At 70.6% G+C, this 20,794-nt stretch carries 19 protein-coding genes; 5 read left to right on the top strand and 14 right to left on the bottom strand.

Going from position 1 to position 20,794, the window contains the following annotated elements:
- Window positions 1-1,069: DUF6350 family protein (locus tag B0E54_RS29215; RefSeq protein ID WP_234590176.1), on the bottom strand; the 1,069-nt coding region annotated here is incomplete at its 3' end.
- A 198-nt stretch (window positions 1,070-1,267) separates the two neighbouring features.
- Between B0E54_RS29215 and B0E54_RS29220 the strand changes: the two genes are divergently transcribed.
- Window positions 1,268-1,534: a DUF4190 domain-containing protein gene (locus B0E54_RS29220; protein WP_234590178.1), complete on the top strand. Its 267-nt coding sequence runs from the start codon at window positions 1,268-1,270 to the stop codon at window positions 1,532-1,534.
- A 63-nt stretch (window positions 1,535-1,597) separates the two neighbouring features.
- Here the strand turns inward: B0E54_RS29220 and sucD are convergent, their stop codons facing one another.
- From sucD to B0E54_RS29235, 3 genes are all read right to left on the bottom strand, one after another.
- Window positions 1,598-2,485, bottom strand: coding sequence for a succinate--CoA ligase subunit alpha (gene sucD, locus B0E54_RS29225; RefSeq protein ID WP_234590181.1), 888 nt, complete (start codon window positions 2,483-2,485; stop codon window positions 1,598-1,600).
- A gap of 2 nt (window positions 2,486-2,487) precedes the next feature.
- The gene (sucC, locus tag B0E54_RS29230; RefSeq protein WP_234590183.1) at window positions 2,488-3,666 is read right to left on the bottom strand and encodes an ADP-forming succinate--CoA ligase subunit beta; all 1,179 of its coding nucleotides are present in this window, start codon (window positions 3,664-3,666) and stop codon (window positions 2,488-2,490) included.
- 443 nt (window positions 3,667-4,109) lie between these two features.
- Window positions 4,110-4,514, bottom strand: a complete 405-nt coding sequence (locus B0E54_RS29235; RefSeq protein WP_234590185.1) for a cobalamin B12-binding domain-containing protein — start codon at window positions 4,512-4,514, stop codon at window positions 4,110-4,112.
- Window positions 4,515-4,954: 440 nt separating this feature from the next.
- On the opposite strand from B0E54_RS29235, the gene B0E54_RS29240 reads away from it, so the two are divergent.
- Together B0E54_RS29240 and B0E54_RS29245 are read left to right on the top strand one after the other, a co-directional pair.
- On the top strand, window positions 4,955-5,662 hold the full coding sequence (locus B0E54_RS29240; RefSeq protein WP_234590189.1) for a M23 family metallopeptidase: 708 nt from the start codon (window positions 4,955-4,957) through the stop codon (window positions 5,660-5,662).
- A gap of 273 nt (window positions 5,663-5,935) precedes the next feature.
- Window positions 5,936-6,709, top strand: coding sequence for a M23 family metallopeptidase (locus B0E54_RS29245; protein WP_234590191.1), 774 nt, complete (start codon window positions 5,936-5,938; stop codon window positions 6,707-6,709).
- Window positions 6,710-6,818: 109 nt separating this feature from the next.
- Here the strand turns inward: B0E54_RS29245 and pcrA are convergent, their stop codons facing one another.
- Entirely contained in the window at window positions 6,819-9,224 is a 2,406-nt protein-coding gene (gene pcrA / locus B0E54_RS29250; protein ID WP_234590194.1) for a DNA helicase PcrA, read from the bottom strand.
- 315 nt (window positions 9,225-9,539) lie between these two features.
- Here pcrA and B0E54_RS29255 point away from each other — a divergent pair, with 315 nt between their 5' ends.
- Window positions 9,540-9,929 (top strand): chorismate mutase, encoded by a 390-nt coding sequence (locus B0E54_RS29255; protein WP_255787865.1) that lies wholly within the window; start codon window positions 9,540-9,542, stop codon window positions 9,927-9,929.
- Between the two features lie 114 nt (window positions 9,930-10,043).
- Here the strand turns inward: B0E54_RS29255 and B0E54_RS29260 are convergent, their stop codons facing one another.
- The 9 genes from B0E54_RS29260 to B0E54_RS29300 form a co-directional block, all read right to left on the bottom strand.
- Window positions 10,044-11,057: a dipeptide ABC transporter ATP-binding protein gene (locus B0E54_RS29260; protein WP_308195420.1), complete on the bottom strand. Its 1,014-nt coding sequence runs from the start codon at window positions 11,055-11,057 to the stop codon at window positions 10,044-10,046.
- On the bottom strand, window positions 11,050-12,078 hold the full coding sequence (locus tag B0E54_RS29265) for an ABC transporter ATP-binding protein (RefSeq protein ID WP_234590213.1): 1,029 nt from the start codon (window positions 12,076-12,078) through the stop codon (window positions 11,050-11,052). The genes B0E54_RS29260 and B0E54_RS29265 overlap by 8 nt, the downstream gene beginning before the upstream one ends.
- A 25-nt stretch (window positions 12,079-12,103) precedes the next feature.
- Window positions 12,104-13,063 carry an ABC transporter permease gene (locus B0E54_RS29270; protein WP_234590197.1) on the bottom strand — a complete coding sequence of 320 codons (960 nt, stop codon included), beginning with the start codon at window positions 13,061-13,063 and terminating at the stop codon, window positions 12,104-12,106.
- Entirely contained in the window at window positions 13,056-13,982 is a 927-nt protein-coding gene (locus B0E54_RS29275; RefSeq protein WP_007465043.1) for an ABC transporter permease, read from the bottom strand. Before B0E54_RS29275 ends, B0E54_RS29270 begins: the two co-directional genes overlap by 8 nt.
- 149 nt (window positions 13,983-14,131) lie before the next feature.
- Window positions 14,132-15,772, bottom strand: a complete 1,641-nt coding sequence (locus B0E54_RS29280; protein WP_234590199.1) for an ABC transporter substrate-binding protein — start codon at window positions 15,770-15,772, stop codon at window positions 14,132-14,134.
- A gap of 666 nt (window positions 15,773-16,438) precedes the next feature.
- Complete coding sequence (locus B0E54_RS29285) at window positions 16,439-16,555, bottom strand: LPXTG cell wall anchor domain-containing protein (protein ID WP_308195422.1); 117 nt, start codon at window positions 16,553-16,555, stop codon at window positions 16,439-16,441.
- Between the two features lie 199 nt (window positions 16,556-16,754).
- The gene (locus B0E54_RS29290) at window positions 16,755-17,600 is read right to left on the bottom strand and encodes a thioester domain-containing protein (RefSeq protein WP_234590202.1); all 846 of its coding nucleotides are present in this window, start codon (window positions 17,598-17,600) and stop codon (window positions 16,755-16,757) included.
- 189 nt (window positions 17,601-17,789) lie between these two features.
- Window positions 17,790-18,476: a response regulator transcription factor gene (locus B0E54_RS29295; RefSeq protein WP_039906898.1), complete on the bottom strand. Its 687-nt coding sequence runs from the start codon at window positions 18,474-18,476 to the stop codon at window positions 17,790-17,792.
- Window positions 18,477-18,478: 2 nt separating this feature from the next.
- Window positions 18,479-19,744, bottom strand: a complete 1,266-nt coding sequence (locus B0E54_RS29300; RefSeq protein WP_234590204.1) for an ATP-binding protein — start codon at window positions 19,742-19,744, stop codon at window positions 18,479-18,481.
- A gap of 159 nt (window positions 19,745-19,903) precedes the next feature.
- On the opposite strand from B0E54_RS29300, the gene B0E54_RS29305 reads away from it, so the two are divergent.
- A partial coding sequence (locus B0E54_RS29305; protein ID WP_234590207.1) for a PspC domain-containing protein occupies window positions 19,904-20,794 on the top strand: 891 nt, incomplete at its 3' end.

The following is a 20,794-nucleotide window of genomic DNA, read 5'->3' on the forward strand; positions in this document are numbered from 1 at the left end:
AGCGCCGCGGCGGCCGCTCCGGCCCGGCGGACCGGGCCAGCCGGCGGGCCAGCAACCAGCCGGCGACCATCCCGGCCAGCACCGGCACCGCGAGCAGCAGGGCGCCGAGGCCGTCCACCGGGCCGCGCGGCAGGCCAGCGAGCAACGGTACGGCCGGCAGCGCGCCGACCGACACCTCGCTGGTGCGTACGGCCGTGTCGACGCCGACGGCGAAGCCCGGCCCGAGCAGATAGCTGGTCGACCAGACCGCTGCGTTCGGCGCGTACGCCATGCTGACCAGTGTGATCCCGGCCTGTCCGGCCACTCCGGTCCGGTACGCGCCGATCATGTCCGCGGCGTCACCGCCGCCCATGGCCACGGCCAGGCCGGCAGCGCCGGCGCCCGCCCCGAGCAGGAGGAGCGCGGCCACCAGCCCGGCGCGTACGCCGTCGCGCAGCGGGCCGGGTATCCGGGTGACGAGCAGCCGGGTCACGGCGGTGATCCGGATCGCGCCGACCAGCGCGCCGAGCGTGCCGACCACCGCGAACGTGGCCGCCGCCCGCACCAGGGAGACCTGCGGCCCGCCCGCGCCGATCAGCACCGCGGCGAGCGCGCCGAGCAGCGCGTACGCCAGACCGACAGCTGCGGCGGCGATCAGCGCGCGGCGCGGTGAGCGGGTGTCGCGGGCGCCGATCGCGCGGCTCACGTGCACGCCGGCCCGGGTCAGTCGCCAGAGCGCGAGCACGGTGAGCGCCAGCGGGGCGAGCCCGAACGGGCCCGCCTCGGTGTGCAGCGGCACCCCGTGCCCCACCAGCCAACCGGCCAGCGCGGTACGCAGGGTGCCGCCCAGCGTGGTGGAGTCGGCGCCGAGCTGGACCAGGCCGAGCACGATGGCGACCGGCAGGTACGAGGTGAGAGCCGCCCCGACCGCGGCCACCAGTGCGGCGACGGCCAGCGGCGCACGCCCACGCGGCGACCCACCGGCACGCGGCGCGGGAACCCGCCGACGGGGCGCGGCGCGGTCGACCGGCCGGTCGTCGGCGCGTACACCGCCGGCACGGCTGGGTGGGTCAGGGGTGACGGGGGGCATCCGCTCTACTCTGGCACGTCGCGCGGGCGGTGGCAGTCCGTTAACCCGCCCCGGAGGGCGGCGAGTTGGGCGAACCGGGGCCGGATCCGCCCGGTCGGGTCTAGCGTCGGGCCAGAGGGGGTGGCCGTCGCCGCCAACCGGGTCCCGCTCGCCGGTCGCGGCCCGGGGTCCGCCGCCCACGACCGCCCGGAGGTAGCCGTGACGACCGCATACCCACCGCCCCCACCACCGCCGGCCAGGGGACGCGACCGCACCACGCTCTGGGGCGTGCTGGGCATCGTCCTCGGCCTGATCTGTTGCGGCATCCTCGGCATCATCTTCGGCTACCTGTCCCTGCGCGACGCCCGGCGCAACGGCCAGTCGCCGGTTCTCGGCTACCTCGCCATCGTGTTCGGCGTGATCAACATCATCGGCGGCGCGATCCTGCGTCTCACCGGCAACTACCCGTTCTGGAACAACGACTGACCCGGCGGTACGACGAAGGGGCCGACCGGAACCGGTCGACCCCTTCGGTGTTGCCGTCCCGGCTCAGTTGCCGGACATGATCTCCCGCATCAGCTTCGCGGTCTCGGTCGGCGTCTTGCCGACCTTGACGCCGACGGCTTCGAGCGCCGCCTGCTTCGCCTCGGCGGTACCGGCCGAGCCGGAGATGATCGCCCCGGCGTGACCCATGGTCTTGCCGGGGGGCGCGGTGAAGCCGGCGATGTAGCCGACCACCGGCTTGGTGACGTTGTCCTTGATGAACTCGGCGGCCCGCTCCTCGGCGTCGCCACCGATCTCACCGATCATCACGATGGCGTCGGTCTCCGGGTCGGCCTCGAACGCCGCCAGGGCGTCGATGTGCGTGGTGCCGATGATCGGGTCACCGCCGATGCCGACGCAGGTGGAGAAGCCGATGTCGCGCAGCTCGTACATCATCTGGTAGGTCAGCGTGCCGCTCTTGCTGACCAGGCCGATGCGGCCGGAGCCGGTGATGTCGGCCGGGATGATGCCGGCGTTGGAGGCGCCCGGCGAGGCGATGCCGGGGCAGTTCGGCCCGATGATCCGGGTCCGCTCGCCCTGCGCGAGGTTGTACGCCCAGAACGCGGCGGTGTCGTGCACCGGCACGCCCTCGGTGATCACCACGGCCAGGCCGATCGCGGCGTCGATCGCCTCGACCACGGCGGCCTTGGTGAACTGCGGCGGCACGAAGATGACGGTGACGTCGGCCCCGGTCTCGGCCATGGCGTCCGCCACGGACGCGAAGACCGGCAGCTCGGTGCCGTCGAAGTCGACCTTCTGGCCCGCCTTGCGCGGGTTGACGCCGCCCACCACGTTGGTGCCGGCGGCGAGCATCCGCCGGGTGTGCTTGGAGCCCTCGGAGCCGGTCATCCCCTGAACGATGACCTTCGAGTCCTTGGTCAGCCAGATAGCCATGATCAGACCCCCGCAGCTGCCAGCTCGGCGGCCCGCTCGGCCGCGCCGTCCATGGTGTCCACCCGCTGTACGAGCGGGTTGTTCGCGCCGTCCAGGATCGCCCGGCCGGCCTCGGCGTTGTTGCCGTCGAGGCGGACGACGAGCGGCTTGGTGACCTGCTCGCCGCGCTGCTCGAGCAGGGCCAGCGCCTGGATGATGCCGTTGGCGACCTCGTCGCAGGCGGTGATGCCGCCGAAGACGTTGACGAAGACGCTCTTCACGGCCGGGTCGGAGAGCACGATCTCCAGCCCGTTCGCCATCACCGCGGCGCTCGCGCCGCCGCCGATGTCGAGGAAGTTGGCCGGCTTGACGTTGCCGTGCCGCTCACCGGCGTACGCGACGACGTCGAGGGTCGACATGACCAGACCCGCGCCGTTGCCGATGATGCCGACCTCGCCGTCGAGCTTGACGTAGTTGAGGTCCTTGGCCTTGGCGGCCTGCTCCAGCGGGTCCACGGCAGCCTGGTCGACCAGGGCCTCGTGGTCCGGGTGCCGGAACGCGGCGTTCTCGTCCAGGCTGATCTTGGCGTCGAGCAGGAGCATCCGGCCGTCGCCGTTCTTGGCGAGCGGGTTGACCTCGACCAGCGTGGCGTCCTCGGCGACGAACGCCTGCCAGAGGCCGACGGCGATCTCGACCACCTGGTCGGCGACCTCGGCCGGGAAGCCGGCAGCGGTCACGATCTCGCGGGCCTTGGCCTCGTCCACGCCCTTCACGGCGTCGATCGGGGCCTTGACGACCTTGTCGGGCGTCTCGGCGGCGACCTGCTCGATGTCCATGCCGCCGGCGACGCTGGCGATGCAGAGGAAGGTGCGGTTCGCCCGGTCGAGCAGGTACGAGAAGTAGTACTCCTCGGCCACGTCCGCGGTCACCGTGATCATGACCTTGTGGACGGTGTGACCCTTGATGTCCATGCCGAGGATGTCGGTGGCCCGAGCCACCGCCTCATCCGGGCCCTCGGCCAGCTTGACGCCGCCGGCCTTACCTCGGCCGCCGACCTTTACCTGCGCCTTGACGACCACACGGCCGCCAAGACGTTCGGCGATCGCGCGGGCCTCTTCCGGGGTAGTGGCGACGCCGCCGGCCAGCACGGGCAAGCCGTGCCGCTCGAACAGGTCCCGCCCCTGGTACTCGTACAGGTCCACGATTGCGCGTCCCGTCCCGTCTCCGCGGCGCGCCGTCGCGCCGCCACCAGCGTTCAGAAAACAGTTTGACGCCTGTCATCAGTTGAAACAGGCCATTGGCGGCAGCCTAGCGAGGTGGGCACGGCCGGCAACCGAGCGGGTGCACGGTGTGCGGTAATGCACAACTCCGTGTCGAGTGGGGCGGATTCCGGCCGCGTCGTGCGCGGCGTCAATCGTCCGGACGATGTTGCCGGGGGTCCGTAACCCGCCCGTCGGGGCGTCGTTGAGTCAGGTGTCGGCGCGCTGAGCAGCGCAAAGACGGGATACGGCCGATGCCCTGTCGGTCGAGGGGTGGCGGCGGGGCATCGTGCATAGAGGGGCCGGACGTGTGAGGGGTGCGTCCGGCCCCTCCCCCGTGCCCAGATCCGGTCGGCGCAGCAAGCCGGCGCAGCGGACCGGTTGTCTCAGGCGACCGGCTGCGCGACGTTCTCCCGGACCCACTCCACGATCGCCTGCGTGGTGGCGCCCGGCGTGAAGATCTTCGCGACGCCCAGCTTCTCCAGCTCGGGAAGGTCGCCGTTGGGAATGATGCCGCCACCGAACACGACGATGTCCCGGGCGTCGCGCTCGGTCAACAGCTCCAGCACCCGACGGAAGAGCGTCATGTGCGCGCCGGAGAGTACGGAGAGACCCACCGCGTCGGCGTCCTCCTGGATGGCCGTTTCCACGATCTGCTCGGGCGTCTGGTGCAGGCCGGTGTAGACGACCTCCATCCCCGCGTCGCGCAGGGCGCGGGCGACGACCTTCGCGCCGCGGTCGTGGCCGTCCAGACCTGGCTTCGCGACGACGACCCGAATACGAGAGCTCATCAGCGCACACCTTTCACCGGCTCCACGGCCTTCACCTGAACGAACGGTAACCCGCCCGGCCGGGCCCGGGAAATCGGGGCTGGAAACCCGTCCGACATTCCGCCGCGCCCGGGCACCACCGTCGGCACCGTCGATCGAGGCCGTCCCGCCCGGGCCCCGGCGTCAAGCCGGACGACTCCGCCGGATCGGTCACGCTCGGCGACGAACGGGTGGTTACGGGGGCACCGTTCGACGGCACGATGCGTGACAATCTTGGACGCAAACGGACAGATCGACACGCCAATTCGGCGCTTCGGCTTGTGGGTCGCCTGGTGGTTGGCTAACGTGTCCACGGTTGTCATCAGGTCCATGGACGGGTGACGACGCGGTCGGCAGACGTTCATCTGAGCTTCACGGACGTCCCACCGGCCGCCTCGGAACCCCGACAACGGAGGGTGTGCGTGCGCCAGCGCCTGTCGTCTGAGCCCGATCGATATCGCGGTCGCCGCCGCGTACCCACCCCCCCGCGTAGCCGTTACGCGGCAGTCGTCACCACCGCCTTCGTCGGCGCGGGCATCGTCGCGCTGGGCGCGTCGGCGCTGCCCGACGCCAAGGACGTCAGCCCGACCGTGCTCGACGAGCTCAAGCAGGCGTCGATCACCAGTCAGGACGTCGCGGCCCGTGCGGACAACGCCGAGCGCGCCTCCCGGGACAGCCGCACGAAGGAAGCGGCCGAGCCCGAGGTCTGGATGCTGCCGCTGCAGGGCTACGACTTCAACTCCCCGTACGGCATGCGGTGGGGCAAGCTGCACACCGGCGTCGACCTGGTCGTCCCCGAGGGCACCCCGTACGTGGCGGTCCACGACGGCCTGGTCACCAAGGCCGGCTGGTTCGGCGGCTACGGCTACGCGGTGATCGTCCAGCACGCCGACGGCAGTGAGGCCATCTACGGTCACTCCTCCGCGCTCAGCGTCAAGGAGGGCCAGCAGGTCAAGGCCGGCGACCAGCTTGGCCTGGTGGGCCAGACCGGCCACGCCTACGGCACGCACCTGCACCTTGAGCTTCATGTCAAGGGCGCCCCGATCGACCCCGTTCCGTACCTGCAGGAGCGCGGAGTGGACATCAAGCTGCAAGTCGAGGCAATCTACAGCGAGGTAGCGGGTTCCTGACGCTGCGTACCGCCCGTTGACCGCCCGGATCTGCTGATCCGGGCGGTTTTTTCGGCTCGGTCCACGGCTGATGTCTGCTGGATCACAGGACGGACTGTGACCGACAGCACGGCGCGGCATGATCACTTTTCCGGACGGACCGCGTCAGACCGGCGCATAGCAGGTCAGCCGGCCTGCCGCCCCCGGTTCGGACGCGCGGTCCCGGACGGTCGTCCAGCTCGGCCCGACACCAGTATTTCGAGGTCAAGTGCCCCTCGACTGTGAAGGTCCGCCGTGCAGGAAGACAGCCCCGTCCAGAACGAGAACACCCCCGACACCACCGTCGAGCAGCCGGGACGTGCCCGCCGACGGAACCGCCTCATCGTGGTCGGCGCGGCCGCGCTGGTCGCCCTCGGCCTGGGCGGGGTCGCCGTAGCCACCTCCGGTCCCGACCGGCCGGTACCCACCGCCGTCTCGCTCGACGCCCAGTCCCGCGCCGAGGCCGCCAGCCGGGCCGACCGCTCGGCCCGTGAGTCGAGCGCGCCGGCGTCTCCGTCGGCCAGCCCGACCGTGAGCCCGTCGACGGCAAGCGCCAGCCCGACACCGACGAAGACGGCCACCGCCAAGCCGAAGCCGAAGCCGAAGCCGAAGAAGACCACCCGGCCGACGCCCGCCTGGGTCGACCCGATGCCGGGCGCCTCGGTCACCTCCTGCTACGGCCAGCGCTGGGGCACCCTGCACGCCGGGATCGACCTGGCGCTGCCCTCGGGGACCCCCATCCACGCCGCGGCCGCCGGCACGGTCACCCAGGCCGGCGACGCCGCGGACGGGTACGGCAACTCCGTCTTCATCGACCACGGCAACGGCTACCTGACCCACTACGCCCACCAGAGCCGCATCGCGGTCACCGTCGGGCAGGCGGTCAAGGCCGGCCAGGTGATCGGCTACGAGGGCGCCACGGGCGACGCCACGGGCCCGCACCTGCACTTCGAGGTGCACCAGGGCATGTGGAACCAGATCGACCCTGCCCCGTACATGCGTGCCCACGGCGTCGACCTGGGCTGCTGACCCCGCGCCTTCCGCTGCGCCGATCTTGCACTTGCTGTCCCGACATAGAGGGCATACCACCCATGTCGACGACCGGAACTGCAAGATCGGCGCGGTGTGGGCGGGCCGGTCAGAGCTTGTCGACCGGGGCGTGTCGCAGCACCAGCCACATGGTCTGGTCGCCGAAGTCGATCTGGGCGCGGGCGCCCGGGCCGTGCCCCTCCACGGCGAGCACGCGCCCCAGCCCGTAGCGCTGGTGGTTGACCCGGTCGCCGGCGGCCACCTTCGGCCCCTGCGGCAGCTCGCTGGCGGTGGTGAGGCGGCTGGCGTCCACGCCGAGCCGCTGGGCCAGCTGCGCCGCCTTCGGCGTACCCCCGGTGAAGGTGCCGCGTCCGCCGGGCGCCCGGTCGGCACGACCGCCGACGCCGCCGCCCCCGCCGGCCCACGAGGTGTACGACCCCTCGGTGCGCTCCCAGCGCACCAGCTCCGGTGGCAGCTCCTCCAGGAACCGCGACGGCGGGTTGTAGGACGGCTGCCCCCAGGCCGAACGGGTCACCGCCCGGGAGAGGTAGAGCCGCTGCCGGGCGCGGGTGATGCCCACGTACGCCAGTCGGCGCTCCTCCTCCAGCTCGCGGGTGTCGCCCAGCGAGCGCAGGTGCGGGAACACGCCGTCCTCCAGCCCGGTCAGGAAGACCACCGGGAACTCCAGGCCCTTGGCGGTGTGCAACGTCATGAGGGTGACGACGCCCTGGTGGTCGGGGTCGTCGGAAGGGATCTGGTCGGCGTCGGCCACCAGCGCGACCTGCTCCAGGAAGCCCGCCAGGGTGGCCCGGTCCCCGTCGGCGCCGGTCGCCTCGATCCGCTCGGTGTACTCCCGGGCGACGCTCACCAGTTCCTGGAGGTTGTCCACCCGGCCCGCGTCCTGCGGGTCCAGGCTCTCCTCCAGCTCGGTGAGGTAACCCGAGCGGGTCAGCAGGGCCTCCAGCACCTCCTCCGGAGTGCCGGTCTCGGCCAGCTCGCGCGCGCCGTCGAGCAGCGCCACGAAGTCGGCGATGCCGTTGGCCGCCCGGGTGGAGATGCCGGGCGCCTCCCGGGCCCGGCGCAGCGCCGCGCCGAAGGAGATCCGATCCCGGCTGGACAGCGCCTCGACGCACGCCTCCGCGCGGTCGCCGATGCCCCGGCGGGGGGTGTTCAGCACCCGCCGCAGACTCACCGTGTCGTCGTCGTTGACCACCGAGCGCAGGTACGCGAGAGCGTCGCGGACCTCCTTGCGCTCGTAGAAGCGCACCCCGCCGACCACCTTGTAGGGCAGGCCGGCGCGGATGAACACCTCCTCGAAGACGCGGGACTGGGCGTTGGTGCGGTAGAAGACCGCGACGTCACCGGGGCGGGTCTCGTCGGCGTCGACCAGCCTGTCGATCTCCCGGCCCACCCAGTCCGCCTCGGCGTGCTCGGTGTCGGCCACATAGCCGACGATCCGCTCGCCGTCACCTGCCTCGCTCCACAGCCGCTTCGGCTTGCGGGAGGTGTTCCGGTCGATCACCGCGTTGGCCGCGTTGAGGATGGTCTGGGTGGAGCGGTAGTTCTGCTCCAGCAGGATCGTCCGCGCGTCGGTGAAGTCCCGCTCGAACTCCAGGATGTTGCGGATCGTCGCGCCCCGGAACGCGTAGATCGACTGGTCGGCGTCACCGACCACGCACAGCTCGGCCGGCTCCAGCCCGTCGGTGCCGGAGACCAGCTCCTTGATCAGGACGTACTGGGCGTGGTTGGTGTCCTGGTACTCGTCGACGAGCACGTGCCGGAACCGCCGCCGGTAGCTTTCCGCGACGTGCGGGTGGGACTGGAGCAGGTGCACCGTCGTCATGATCAGGTCGTCGAAGTCCAGCGCGTGCGCCTCGCGCAGCCGGCGCTGGTACAGCGTGTACGCCTCGGCGAGCGCCCGCTCGTTGGGCCCGCTGGCCCGTGCGGCGAACTGCTCCGGGTCGACCAGCTCGTTCTTGAGGTTGGAGACCTGGGCGGCCAGACCACGCGCCGGGTAGCGCTTCGGGTCGAGATCCAGCTCGCGGGTGACCAGCTGCATCAGGCGGCGGGAGTCGTCCGCGTCGTAGATCGAGAACGTCGATTTGAGGCCGGCGTGCTCGTGTTCGGCGCGCAGGATGCGGACGCACGCCGAGTGGAACGTCGACACCCACATCAGTCGGGCCCGCGGGCCGACCAGCGCGGCGACCCGCTCCTTCATCTCGCCGGCCGCCTTGTTGGTGAAGGTGATGGCGATGATCTCACCGGGATGCACGTCCCGTGCGGCGAGCAGGTAGGCGATCCGGTGGGTGAGCACCCGGGTCTTGCCGGACCCGGCGCCGGCCACGATCAGCAACGGCGAACCGGCGTGGCTGACGGCGTCGCGCTGCGGCCCGTTCAGCCCGGCGAGGAGCTGCTGCGGATCGAGGCGGACGGGGGCCGACCCGGGCCGGTGCGGACGGGCCGGCGCGGACTCCGGCGCGGGCGGGGACGCGGGAATGTCGAAGAGAGGATGCATCGCGCGCCAAGTCTATGCCGCCAGCCGGACACTTCCCGACCGCGCCGTCCGTCGGGCCGGGCCGCCGTGCCGGCGCCGGAAGCACCCGAGCGGGGCCGCCCTTTTGCGGCGGAATCCTTGCGCGCCGGCCACCGGCGTGGGCATACTCGACGGCGTGATCGCTGCGCGCTACTACTTTTACTACGGCACCGGGAGTCCGGCTGCCGTAGGTCGCGCCTGATCGACAGACCTGCGAAAAGCCCCGGGCTCCTGGAGTCCGGGGCTTTTTCCGTCCCGGGTTCCGGGCACCGGGCACCACAGCACGAGAGGTACCCGATGATGACAGACGTGGTGGAGCAGAACGGTGGCCCGGCCGGCCCGGAGGCGGGACAGCCCCCGGCGAGCGGGAGCGTGCCGGAGGTGGTGCCTTCGGTGCGCGGCGGCGACTCGTCCGACGCACGGACCGGCACCGTGGAGCCGACCGCCGCTGCGCGGATCGTGCAGATCAGAGAACGGATCGACGAGATCGACCACGCGTTGATCGCGCTCTGGCAGGAGCGGGCCGCCCTGTCCCAGGAGGTCGGGGCGACCCGGATGGCCTCCGGAGGCACCCGCCTGGTGCTCTCGCGCGAACGGGACATCCTGGAGCGCTTCCGGCTCGCGCTCGGCGCCGACGGCACCCAACTGGCGCTGCTGCTGCTGCGCGCGGGCCGCGGGCCGCTCTGAGGCGCCTCGGCGAGCCGCCGGTCGGTGACCCCACCGGCGGCCCGCCCAGCGGACCCCGGACAGACGAAACCGCCTGCCGTCGTCGTGGTGACGTCGGCAGGCGGTTCCGGTGACTCACACCTCGTGGGTGGCGACGATCTCGCGACGCTCCGCGAAGTGGCAGGCGCTCGGGTGGTCCGAGTCGCGCCGGATCTCCAGCAGCGGGACCTGCTCGGCGCAGACCTCCTGCGCCTTCCAGCAGCGGGTCCGGAACCGGCAGCCCGAGGGCGGGCTGATCGGCGACGGCACGTCACCCGTGAGCCGGATGATCGTCTTGTTGTTCCGCTGGGTCGGGTCCGGCACCGGCACCGCCGAGAGCAGCGCCTGGGTGTACGGGTGGGTCGGCCGCTCGTAGATCTCGTCCTCGGTGCCGATCTCAACGATCTTGCCGAGGTACATCACCGCCACCCGGTCCGACAGGTGGCGAACCACCGACAGGTCGTGGGCGATGAAGATGTACGACAGCCCCAGCTCGCTCTGCAGCTTCTCCAGCAGGTTCATCACCTGGGCCTGGATGGAGACGTCCAGCGCCGAGACCGGCTCGTCGCAGACGATCACCTCGGGCCGCAGCGCGAGCGCGCGGGCGATGCCGATGCGCTGACGCTGACCGCCGGAGAACTGGTGCGGGTACCGGTTGATGTGCTCCGGGTTGAGCCCGACCAGGTCGAGCAGCTCGCGGACCTTGGCCCGACGGCTACCCCGGGGCGCCACCTCCGGGTGGATCTCGAACGGCTCCCCGATCAGGTCACCGACCGTCATCCGCGGGTTCAGCGAGGTGTACGGGTCCTGCATGACCAGCTGGATCTGCCGACGCAGCCGACGCAGCGCCCCACCGGAGAGCTTGGAGATGTCCTGGCCCTTGTAGACCACGCTGCCTGCGGTCGGCTTCTCCAGGTTCATCAGAACCCGGGCGAGGGTCGACTTGCCGCAGCCGGACTCGCCGACGACACCGAGCGTCTCGCCGGCCCGCAGACCGAACGAGACCCCGTCGACGGCCTTGACCTGACCGACGGTCTTCTTGAACACCACACCCTGGGTGACGGGGTAGTGCTTGACCAGGTCACGGACCTCGAGGATGTTCTCAGACACGGTTCACCAGCTCCTCGGCGAAGTGGCAGGCGCTGGCCCGGGCGGGGCCCACCTGGAGCAGCGGGGGGACCTTCTCCCGGCACACCGGCTGCGCCATCGGGCAGCGCGGGTTGAACGGGCAGCCCGGCGGGATGTTCATCAGGTTCGGCGGGAGGCCCTTGATCGTCCGGAGCTGCTGCCCCTTCTCGTCCAGACGCGGGATCGAGTCGATCAGACCCATCGTGTACGGGTGCGCCGGCTTGGCGTACAGGTCGTACACGTCGGCTTCCTCGACGATCCGGCCCGCGTACATGACGGCGATCCGATCGGCGACGTCGGCGACCACACCGAGGTCGTGGGTGATCAGGATCATGCCCATCTGCCGCTCACGCTGGAGCTCCGCGAGCAGGTCCATGATCTGGGCCTGCACCGTCACGTCGAGCGCGGTGGTCGGCTCGTCCGCGATCAGCACCTCGGGGTCGAGCGCCAGCGACATCGCGATCATCGCGCGCTGCCGCATACCGCCGGAGAACTGGTGCGGATAGTTGTTGAACCGGCCCTTGGCGTTCGGGATCTTGACCTGGTCGAGCATCTCGATCGCGCGCTTCTTGGCCTCCGCGCGACCCAGACCCCGCCGAACCCGGAACTGCTCGGCGATCTGGAACCCGACGGTGAAGACCGGGTTCAGGGCGGAGAGCGCGTCCTGGAAGATCATCGCGATGCCCTCACCGCGGATGCGGCGGCGCTCCTCGGCGGACATGCGGAGCATGTCCTTGCCGTGGAAGCGGACGTGCCCACCGGTGACGAAGCCGGGGGGCGTGTCGAGGATGCCCATGATCGTCTGCGCCGTGACGCTCTTACCGGAGCCGGACTCGCCGAGCACGGCGAGGGTCTCCCCCGCGTCGACGTGGTACGTGACCCCGTTGATGACCTTTGCGACGCCGTCCCGGGTACGGAACTCCACCCGCAGGTCGTCGACCTCGAGCAGCCGGCCGGAGGGGCGTCCGGACCCGCCGGATCCCGGCGCGGACTGCTCAGACACGAGAATGTCGGACACTGGATCTCCCCTAGCGGAGTTTCGGATCGAGGGCCTCGCGGACCGCTTCACCGAGCATCACGAAGCTCAGCACCGCGGCGACGAGGAATGCGGCAGGGAAGAACACCAGCCCCGGCGCGACCCGGATGAAATCCTTACCCTCGCTGATCATGATGCCCCAGGACACCACCGGCGACTTCAGGCCGACACCCAGGAAGGACAGGGTGGCCTCGGCGCCGATGAACGAGCCGACCATGATCGTGCCGTAGACCAGCAGCGGGGCCAGGCAGTTCGGCAGCAGGTGCTTGAGGATGATCCGGCCACTGCCGGCACCCAGCGCGCGCGCCGCCACGATGTAGTCGGCCTCCTTGGTGGCGAGCACCGAGGAGCGCATCAACCGCATGACGACCGGCCAGCTCAGCACGATCAGCGAGATGATCACCAGGCCCATGATCTCGGCCTTGCTGTTGCTGCTGCCCGAACCGTTGAACGTGGTCAGGATGACGATCGCGCCGAGCACGAACGGCACTCCGAAGAACACGTCAGCGACCCGGCTGAGAATCGTGTCGACCCAGCCACCGAGGTATCCGGAGATGATGCCCATGGCGCCGCCGACCAGCAGGGTGCCGACCACGGAGAGCACGGCGACCACGATGGAGGCACGCGCGCCGTAGATGACCCGGGCGTAGACGTCCCGGCCCTGCAGGTCGTACCCGAACCACGCGTCGCCGGACGCCTTGTTGAGGCTGCGCGAGAGCGCTCCGTTGACCGGGTCGCCCGGGGCGAACAGCGACGGGAAGGCCGCCATCAACAGGAAGATGACGATGATCGTCGCCGAGATCCAGAACAGCGGCTTGCGGCGCAGGTCCCGCCAGGCGTCACCGAGCAGACCACGGGGCTTCTCGTTGCTCTGCGGCCCGGGGGCGGCGGGGGTGTCGGTCGGCTGCGCAGCAGGGGTGCTGACAATCGAAGCGGTACTCGGGTCACTCATAACGGATCCTCGGGTCCAGGGCGGCGTAGAGCAGGTCGACCAACAGGTTCATCAACAGATAGACGACCACCAGTACGACCACGATGCCAACCACGGTAGCGCTTTCCTTGGTGACGATCGCGCGGTAGACCTCGCGCCCGATTCCGTTGATGCCGAAGATGCCCTCGGTGACGATCGCGCCGCCCATCAGGGCGCCGAGGTCGGTGCCGAGCAGGGTGACGACCGGAATGAGCGAGTTGCGCAGCAGGTGCACACCCACGACCCGGCGCATCGGCAGGCCCTTGGCGATGGCGGTGCGCACGTAGTCGGCACGGCGGTTCTCCGCGATGCTCGTTCGGGCCACCCGGGCGATGTACGCCACCGATGCGCTACCGAGCACGAAGCCCGGCACGATCAGCTCGGAGAACCGCATCTCGGACGAGACGGTCGGCTTGACGATGCCCCACTGCACACCCAGCAGCCACTGCAGCACGAAGCCGACGACGAACACCGGCAGCGCGAGCAGGAAGAGGGTCGAGACGAGGACCAGGTTGTCCAGGAAGCCGTTGCGGCGCAGACCGGTCAGGATGCCGGCGCCGAGGCCGATGACGGCCTCGATGGCGAGCGCGACCAGGGCCAGCTTCAGGGTGTTCGGGTACGCCGTGGCGATGATGTCGCCGATGTCGCGCTGGGAGAACGTCTGGCCGAAGTCGCCCTGGAGCAGGTTCTTCATGTAGTTGCCGTACTGCACGAAGACGTTCTGGTCCAGGTGGTACTTCTCGGTCATGTACGCGACGTACTGGTCCGGGCAGCGGCGCTCGCCGCACTTGCCGGCGAACGGGTCGCCCGGGACGGACCAGACGAGCCAGTAGATCAGGAAGGTCGAGCCGATGAAGACGGGCACGAGTTGGAGCAGCCGTCTCAACAGATAACGGCCCATGGGGTGGTCCTCCAGACAGGGGGCGCGTCGGACGGCCGACACGGTGGTGACAACGTGGCGAGTGGAGTGCTGTGGCATCCACTCGCGGAACGGCCCCGGGTCGGGCTCACCGGATGTGGCGAGCCCGACCCGGGGTCAGACCGTTCGGATCAGAGCTCGACCGAGGTGATGTCGAGTTCGCCGACGTTGTTCAGCTCGAGCTTCTTGATCTTCTCCGAGTGGCCGGACTGCTGACCGTAGAAGTAGATCGGGATGCTCGGGACGTCCTGGTCGACCTTCTCGAGAACCTTGGAGAAGGCCTCGTGCGAAGCCTCCAGGCTCGGAGCAGCGCTGGCCTGCTTGGCCAGGGTGTCGACCTCGGGGTTGCTGTACAGGCCGTCGTTGGACGAGCCACCCTTGACGTAGAGCGGGTTGACCCAGTTCTCCACGTCCGGGTAGTCCTGCTGCCAGGCGGCACGGTACGGGCCGGTCATCTTGTGGGCGTTGATGTTCTGACGGAACACCGCGAAGGTCGGGATGCCCTCGGCGCGAGCCTCGATGCCGAGGTTGGTCTTGACCTGCTGCGCAACCGCGTCCATCCAGTCCTTGTGGCTGGAGTCCGAGTTGTAGTAGAAGACCATCTCGCCCGTGAAGCCACCGGCCTCGGTCAGCAGCTGCTTGGCCGTGGTCGGGTCGAACTTGCAGGCGGTGCAGTTACCCGGCTTGGCGCCCGGGGTCAGCGGGTTCGCCCAGCTGTCGGCCGGCTTGCGGGTGCCGAAGAAGATCTTGTCCGAGATCTCCTGCCGGTTGATCGACAGCGAGACCGCACGACGCAGCTTCGGGTTCTGGAAGCGCTTGTCGTAGATCGGGAACGCGATCAGCGCGGTCGACGGCGTGACGGTGTTCAGGCCACGGTCGCCGAGGTCGGTCTTCCACTTGTCGCCGGCGAGCGCCGAGGTGGGGACGACCTCCATGAAGTCAAGGTTGTTGGCGAGCAGGTCGGCGTAGGCCGCCGTCTCGTCCTGGTACAGCTTGACGTCGACGTCCTTGATCTTCATCTTGTCGCGCAGGCTGTAGTCGTCGAAACGAGTCAGCTTGATGAGGACGTTGTCCTGCCACGACACGAACTTGACCGGGCCGTTGCCGATCGGCTTCTTGCCGAACTCCTCGGGCTTCATGGTGAAGAACGCGTCCGGCAGCGGCATGAAGGCGCTGTAGCCGAGCTTGGTCGGGAAGACCGCGGTCGGCGCGGCGAGGGTGACCTCGAAGGTCTGCTCGTCGATGACCTTCAGGCCGGAGAGCTCCTTGGCCGACGGGGCCGGGGCCTTCTGCGGGCCGTCCGGGCCGTCCGGGTCCTCGGTGTAGGTCTTGTCGAAGCCCGCGATGTCCGAGAAGAAGGAGCCGTTCTGCGCGCCGTTCGGCGAGTACGCGGCCCAGTTCCAGGCGTCGACGAAGTTCTTCGCCTTCACCTCGGTACCGTCGTGGAACTTGGTACCCTTCTTGATCTTGATCGTGAAGACCTTGGAGTCCTTGGTGTCGATGGACTCGGCCAGCGCGTTGCGCGGGGCCCCACCGTCGTTGGGGTACTCGACCAGGCCGGTGAACAGCCAGTCGATGACCTTGCCACCGCCGGTCTCCGTGGTGTTCGACGGAACCAGCGGGTTCTCCGGCTGGACGCCGTGGATGACGATCGCGCCATCCTTGCTGGCGGCGGCGTCGCCGTCGCCGTCACCGCTCGAGCAACCGCTCGCGACAAGCGCGGCAGCCGCGCTGAGCGCGATCGCGCTCGTCGCCCGCTTCGAGACTCTCATTCCGAGGGGCCTCCTCTTTCTAACCTGGTTCCGTCGTGGGTTTCACGCACGTTTTGGGGGTGACACCGCCCGACCACCCCGGGGCGGGGGTCGCCGGGACCACAGGGAAGTTTGGGGACACCCCTGATGTTCCGATCCGCCGGGCTCCCTCACCCGACGAGGCACGACCCTACGCAGGCGACACAGCCACGAACCCGCCGGGAACAGCGGAGGTCGTGGTCGTGGGCCGTACGGAGTGCCACACACCGAGGGTGAGGTGCTGCCACTGTGACACCCACTGGCCTCTTCCGTGAAGGTGCCGTTATCAAGCCGTTAGTTGCCCGCCACGTTGCCGATACTTGAAAAATGATCATAAAACGGTCGGGGTGGGTGTCTCCGACCTGGAAGTACATGACCTGCTCGGACGCTCGCGCCCCGCTCAGGCTCGGCTTCTGTGAGGTTTTTCGCTTGACGACCACGCGGTCCGGCGTCTGTCGCGGGCTCGACTTTCTTTGCCCGTCCGGACGAGGTCGACGTCGGCTGCACGGGCACCATGGTCGGCTGGGTGGCCGAGGGTGCCGCGGGCGTTTTTCTGATCATCAAAGTGGCGACCACGGCGGCTACGACGACACCGGCCCCGGCGCCGCCTGAAGGCGGGGCCGGGGCCGGTGGTGTGGCGGGGATGGATCAGGCGGTGAAGCGGACCTTGCGACGACGCACCACAAGGACGGCGACCGCACCCGCGGCGAGCAGCAGCAGACCGGCGGTCGCCGCCGCCGCGATCGGCGAACCGGTCAGCGGCAGGCCGCCACCGTTGCTCGCCGGCGAGGTGGACGGGGCCGGGCTGGCCGGCGGCGCCGAGTCCGACGGCGTGGCCGACGGGGTGGTCGGCGAGGCCGACGCGCTCGGGGTCGCCGACGGGGTGGCCGGCGGCGTCGTGGGAACGGCGGTGAAGGTGGCCGAGACCCGGGTGGTGACGGGGCGCCGGTGCTGCCGCCGAGGATCAGCTTCTGCGCCTTCTTCGGGCCGGTGAACAGGAACACCCGGCGAAGGAGACCGAGTCCTGCGCGGTCAGGGTCACGTTGACCGTGCCGGCGGCCTCGGCGGCCAGCCAGAACTGCCCGCCGTTGGTGGTCGTGGTGACCGGCTTGCCCTCGGCGTCGACGACAGTGCCGCCGGTGGCCGCGACGGTGATGGCGCCCGCCGGACCACTGACCGTGAACGGACCGGCCTTGCCGCCGACCGTCGCGGTGGCGCTGGCCGGGCTGACGGACAGCTCGGCACGCGGCTCCGGCTGGTCGGTGGCGTTCTTGATGAGGTAGTCACGGACCTTCGTGATCACCTCGTACTGGTTGGGGGCCTGCAGGCCCTTCTCCCAGGCGCCCAGCTCGATGCCGTCACTGAAGTGCCAGACGGCGGTCTGGGTGCCGAAGTAGAGCAGGTTGTCGAGCTGCTTCTTGCCGATCTTGGTGTCCACGCCGGCGGCGGCGAGGAGCTTGGTGGAGTCGGCGTTCGGGTAGCCGTGGGTCAGCACCCACTGCACCTTGGCGAGGTTCTTCACCTGGGACTCGTCCCAGGTGCCCTCCTCGTACTTGCCGTCGAGCTTCACGCTGGTGTGGTAGTCGATGCAGAACGCCGGCACCAGCTTGCCGTCGATCTTCAGAGCGAGCGCAGACGTGGTGCGCGTCTTGCCGTCGAGCTTCAGGGTGACCTGGCTGCCCTCGACCGCCTTGGCCACACCGGTGGCCGGGGCCGCGGCGGCGGCGCCCGCCACGCCGAGCGCCAGGGCGCCGCCGGCGACAGCCGCCAGGGCGACCCGCGCCCAGTGTCGTCCTCGTTGTCCCAACATCGAAGTGGTACCTCTTCCCCAGGGGTGACCCGCCATCGCGGGCACGCGCGTGAGCCGTCGTTTCCGCGGGATGCGACACCCACGCGCGGAAACGGGACCGGGGCAGTATGGGACGACGGCTGATCGTTTGTCAGCCCCGCCCAGCGGCATCCGTGGCATCTGCCCGAAATGCCGGGGCGGAGGAATAGATCACACGAGCCGGCGGTCCGCCGCCCAGCGCGAAAGCTCGTACCGGTTGGACATCTGGAGCTTGCGCAGCACGTTCGACACGTGCGTCTCCACCGTCTTGATGGAGATGAACAGCTCCTTGGCGATCTCCTTGTACGCGTACCCCCGGGCGAGCAGGCGCAGCACCTCCCGCTCCCGGTTGGTGAGCTGGTCCAGCTCCGGGTCGGCCACCGGGGCGTCCGGCCGGGCCGCGAAGGCGTCCAGCACGAACCCGGCGAGCCGGGGGCTGAACACCGCGTCACCGTCGGCGACCCGACGGATCGCCGCGGCCAGCTCGTCCGGGGAGATGGTCTTGGTGACATAACCCCGGGCGCCGGCCCGGATCAACCCGATCACGTCCTCCGCCGCGTCGGAGACGCTCAGCGCCAGGAACTTGACCTGCGGATGGCTGCGCCGCATCGCTTCCAGCACGGCACGGCCACCGCCGTCGGGCATGTGGACGTCGAGCAGCACCACGTCCGGGCCGGTGGCGGCGATCCGGGTGACCGCCTCGGCCACCGTGCTCGCCTCACCCACCACCTCGACATGGGCGCCCAGCTCGGCACGCACCCCGGCGCGGAACATCGCGTGGTCGTCCACCAGGAACACCCGCAGGCGTTCCGGGCGGCTGGTCGCCGGGTCGAGGTGCTCCATCGGCTGCTCGGCCATGGTCATTTGTTCCTCTCCGCTGCGGACGAGTCCCGGGAGATCGGCAGGATCAACCGGACCTCGGTCCCCTCCCCCGGGCCGGACCGGATCTCGGCCCGTCCGCCGTGCCGCTTCATCCGTCCGATGATCGAACCGCGTACGCCGTGCCGGTGGTCCTCCACCGTATCCGGATCGAAGCCCTTGCCCCGGTCCCGGACGAAGACGCTGACCTGTTCGGGCTCCACCTCGGCGTAGAGCGACACGGTCTGCACACCTGCGTGCCGGGCCGCGTTCACCAGCGCCTCGCGCGCGGCGGCGACCAGCGCGCCGACCTTCTCGTCAGTCTCCCGGTCGCCCACCACCACGGTCTCCACAGTGATCGCGAAGGTGTCCTCGACCTCGGCGGCGGCCTGCTCCAGGGCGGCCGCGAAGCGCTCGCTCGGTGACGCCGTGGGCTTGTAGAGCCAGTTGCGCAGCGAACGCTCCTGCCCCCGGGCCAACCGCTGCACCGTCTTGACGTCGCCGGCGTTGCGCTGGATCAGCGCCAGCGTGTGCAGCACCTGGTCGTGCACCATCGCGGCCAGCTCGGCCCGCTCCTGCTCGCGGATGCGGCCCTCGCGCTCCGCGCGGAGCTGGCTGTACGTCCGCCAGAGCACCGGCGCGGCGACCACGCCGACCCCGGCCAACCCGACCAGCGCGAAGATCACCCCGTTGATCACCGCGTCGAAGTTCTGTGCCGGCGAGTAGACCGCCGCGACACCGATGATGCCGACTGCGACCAGCACTCCGCCGCCGATGAACCGGAGCACGAAGGCCCGCCGGTCACTCTCCTCGACGACCGCCCCGAGCCACGGGACCGGCATCGTGTCGCCCCAGCGCCGTCGCCGCTCGGGCGCCGACTGGTGCCAGATGACCCCGGCGCCGACCGCGATGATGGCCACCAGCCAACCGGCGGTGCCCGCCGCGCCTACCGAGTCGAAGACCATCACCTGGATCAGCAGGACACCGAGCCCGATCCCGACGAACGGCAGGAGCTGGGCCACGTCGCGCCGGGGCGGCACGGCGGTGTCGCCGGGGCGCAGCGGCACCACCGCCCAGAAGGCCGCGTAGAGCAGCAGCCCGAGCCCGCTCAGCCCGAGCAGCACCATGAACGCGACCCGCACGCGCAGCACCGAGATGCCGAGGTGGTCGGCGATACCGGCGGCGACGCCAGCGGCCATCCGATGCTCGGGGGCGCGGTAGAGGCGCGGAGGCGGGGTCACGGTGCTGATCGCAGGCTCCCTGGTCACGGTGGTGGGCTGTCCGGATGTCGGTGAGTCCGATCGTCACACGCTGCGGCGTCCCCCGACCACGGGGACGCCCCCGACATTCCGGCCGCTCGGATCTCAGGGTGGGGTCAGGGTCGGGTCCTGAGGTCGTTCGGGCGAAGCGGGCAGCAGGATCGAGGCATGACCGAGGAAGCTGCCCCGCCGCCCCGCCCCGGGTCGGCACAGCCGGGCGGTTCAGTACCGCCCGCCCCAGCCGGAACACCCGCCGGCTGGGCCGAGCCCACCACGTTCGGCCCGGCCGCCGAACCGACACCCGGCGCGTACGAGCCACCGAGCTACCCGCCCGGCGCCGGCTACGCGCCCGGCCCGGGCCAGGGGCCCGACGCCGGCTTCGCGCCCGGCGCGGGCTACGGGCCCGGCGGCGGTACGACAGGTGCCGGCTACGGGGCCGGCGGCGGCGCGGGTACGCCTGGAGGGCCCGATGGGCCGGGGCCGTCCGTGGGGCCGCTGGGCGGCACCGGCTTCACCTCGCGGTACGGGCTGGTCCGGCCGCGCGACGGTCGTTACCTGGCCGGGGTCTGCGCCGCGATCGGACGAGCCACCAACACCGACCCGGTGCTCTGGCGGGTGCTGCTCGCGGTGCTCGGGTTCTTCGGCGGCATCGGCATCCTGGTGTACGTCGCCGCCTGGCTGATCATCCCGAACGAGGGCGACACGGCATCCCCGGTGGAGTCGATGCTGGGGCGCGGCCGTTCCAGCATGTCCCCGGTGACCGTGATCGTGCTGGGCATCCTGGTGGCGGCCAGCTTCGGCTACATCGTCACCGACGCCTTCCGCGCCGTGCTGCTCGGCGCGGCCATCCTGATCGGCGGCGCGTTGCTGCTCAACCGGGACAGCCGTGGGCCACAGCCCGGCGCCCCGGGTGGGCCGGTGCCGCCCACTCCGACAGGTACGCCACCCGGGCCGGTCCCGCCGGTCGCCTGGCCCGCCCCGACGCACGGCACGGTGCCGTCCACCGGGCCGTTGGCGACCGCGCCGTTGGCGGGCGGTGCTCCGGCGTACGCCGCCGCG

This window comes from Micromonospora sp. MH99 (assembly GCF_021442385.1).
In the GTDB taxonomy this organism is placed as follows: Bacteria; Actinomycetota; Actinomycetes; order Mycobacteriales; family Micromonosporaceae; genus Micromonospora.

Excerpts from the sequence above, each read along its gene's own strand:
- sucD (WP_234590181.1), bottom strand. The coding sequence starts at position 2,485 with ATGGCTATCTGGCTGACCAAGGACTCGAAGGTCATCGTTCAGGGGATG.
- B0E54_RS29235 (WP_234590185.1), bottom strand. The coding sequence starts at position 4,514 with ATGAGCTCTCGTATTCGGGTCGTCGTCGCGAAGCCAGGTCTGGACGGC.
- pcrA (WP_234590194.1), bottom strand. The coding sequence starts at position 9,224 with ATGCATCCTCTCTTCGACATTCCCGCGTCCCCGCCCGCGCCGGAGTCC.
- B0E54_RS29255 (WP_255787865.1), top strand. The coding sequence starts at position 9,540 with ATGATGACAGACGTGGTGGAGCAGAACGGTGGCCCGGCCGGCCCGGAG.
- B0E54_RS29270 (WP_234590197.1), bottom strand. The coding sequence starts at position 13,063 with ATGAGTGACCCGAGTACCGCTTCGATTGTCAGCACCCCTGCTGCGCAG.
- B0E54_RS29275 (WP_007465043.1), bottom strand. The coding sequence starts at position 13,982 with ATGGGCCGTTATCTGTTGAGACGGCTGCTCCAACTCGTGCCCGTCTTC.
- B0E54_RS29280 (WP_234590199.1), bottom strand. The coding sequence starts at position 15,772 with ATGAGAGTCTCGAAGCGGGCGACGAGCGCGATCGCGCTCAGCGCGGCT.
- B0E54_RS29290 (WP_234590202.1), bottom strand. The coding sequence starts at position 17,600 with ATGTTGGGACAACGAGGACGACACTGGGCGCGGGTCGCCCTGGCGGCT.
- B0E54_RS29295 (WP_039906898.1), bottom strand. The coding sequence starts at position 18,476 with ATGGCCGAGCAGCCGATGGAGCACCTCGACCCGGCGACCAGCCGCCCG.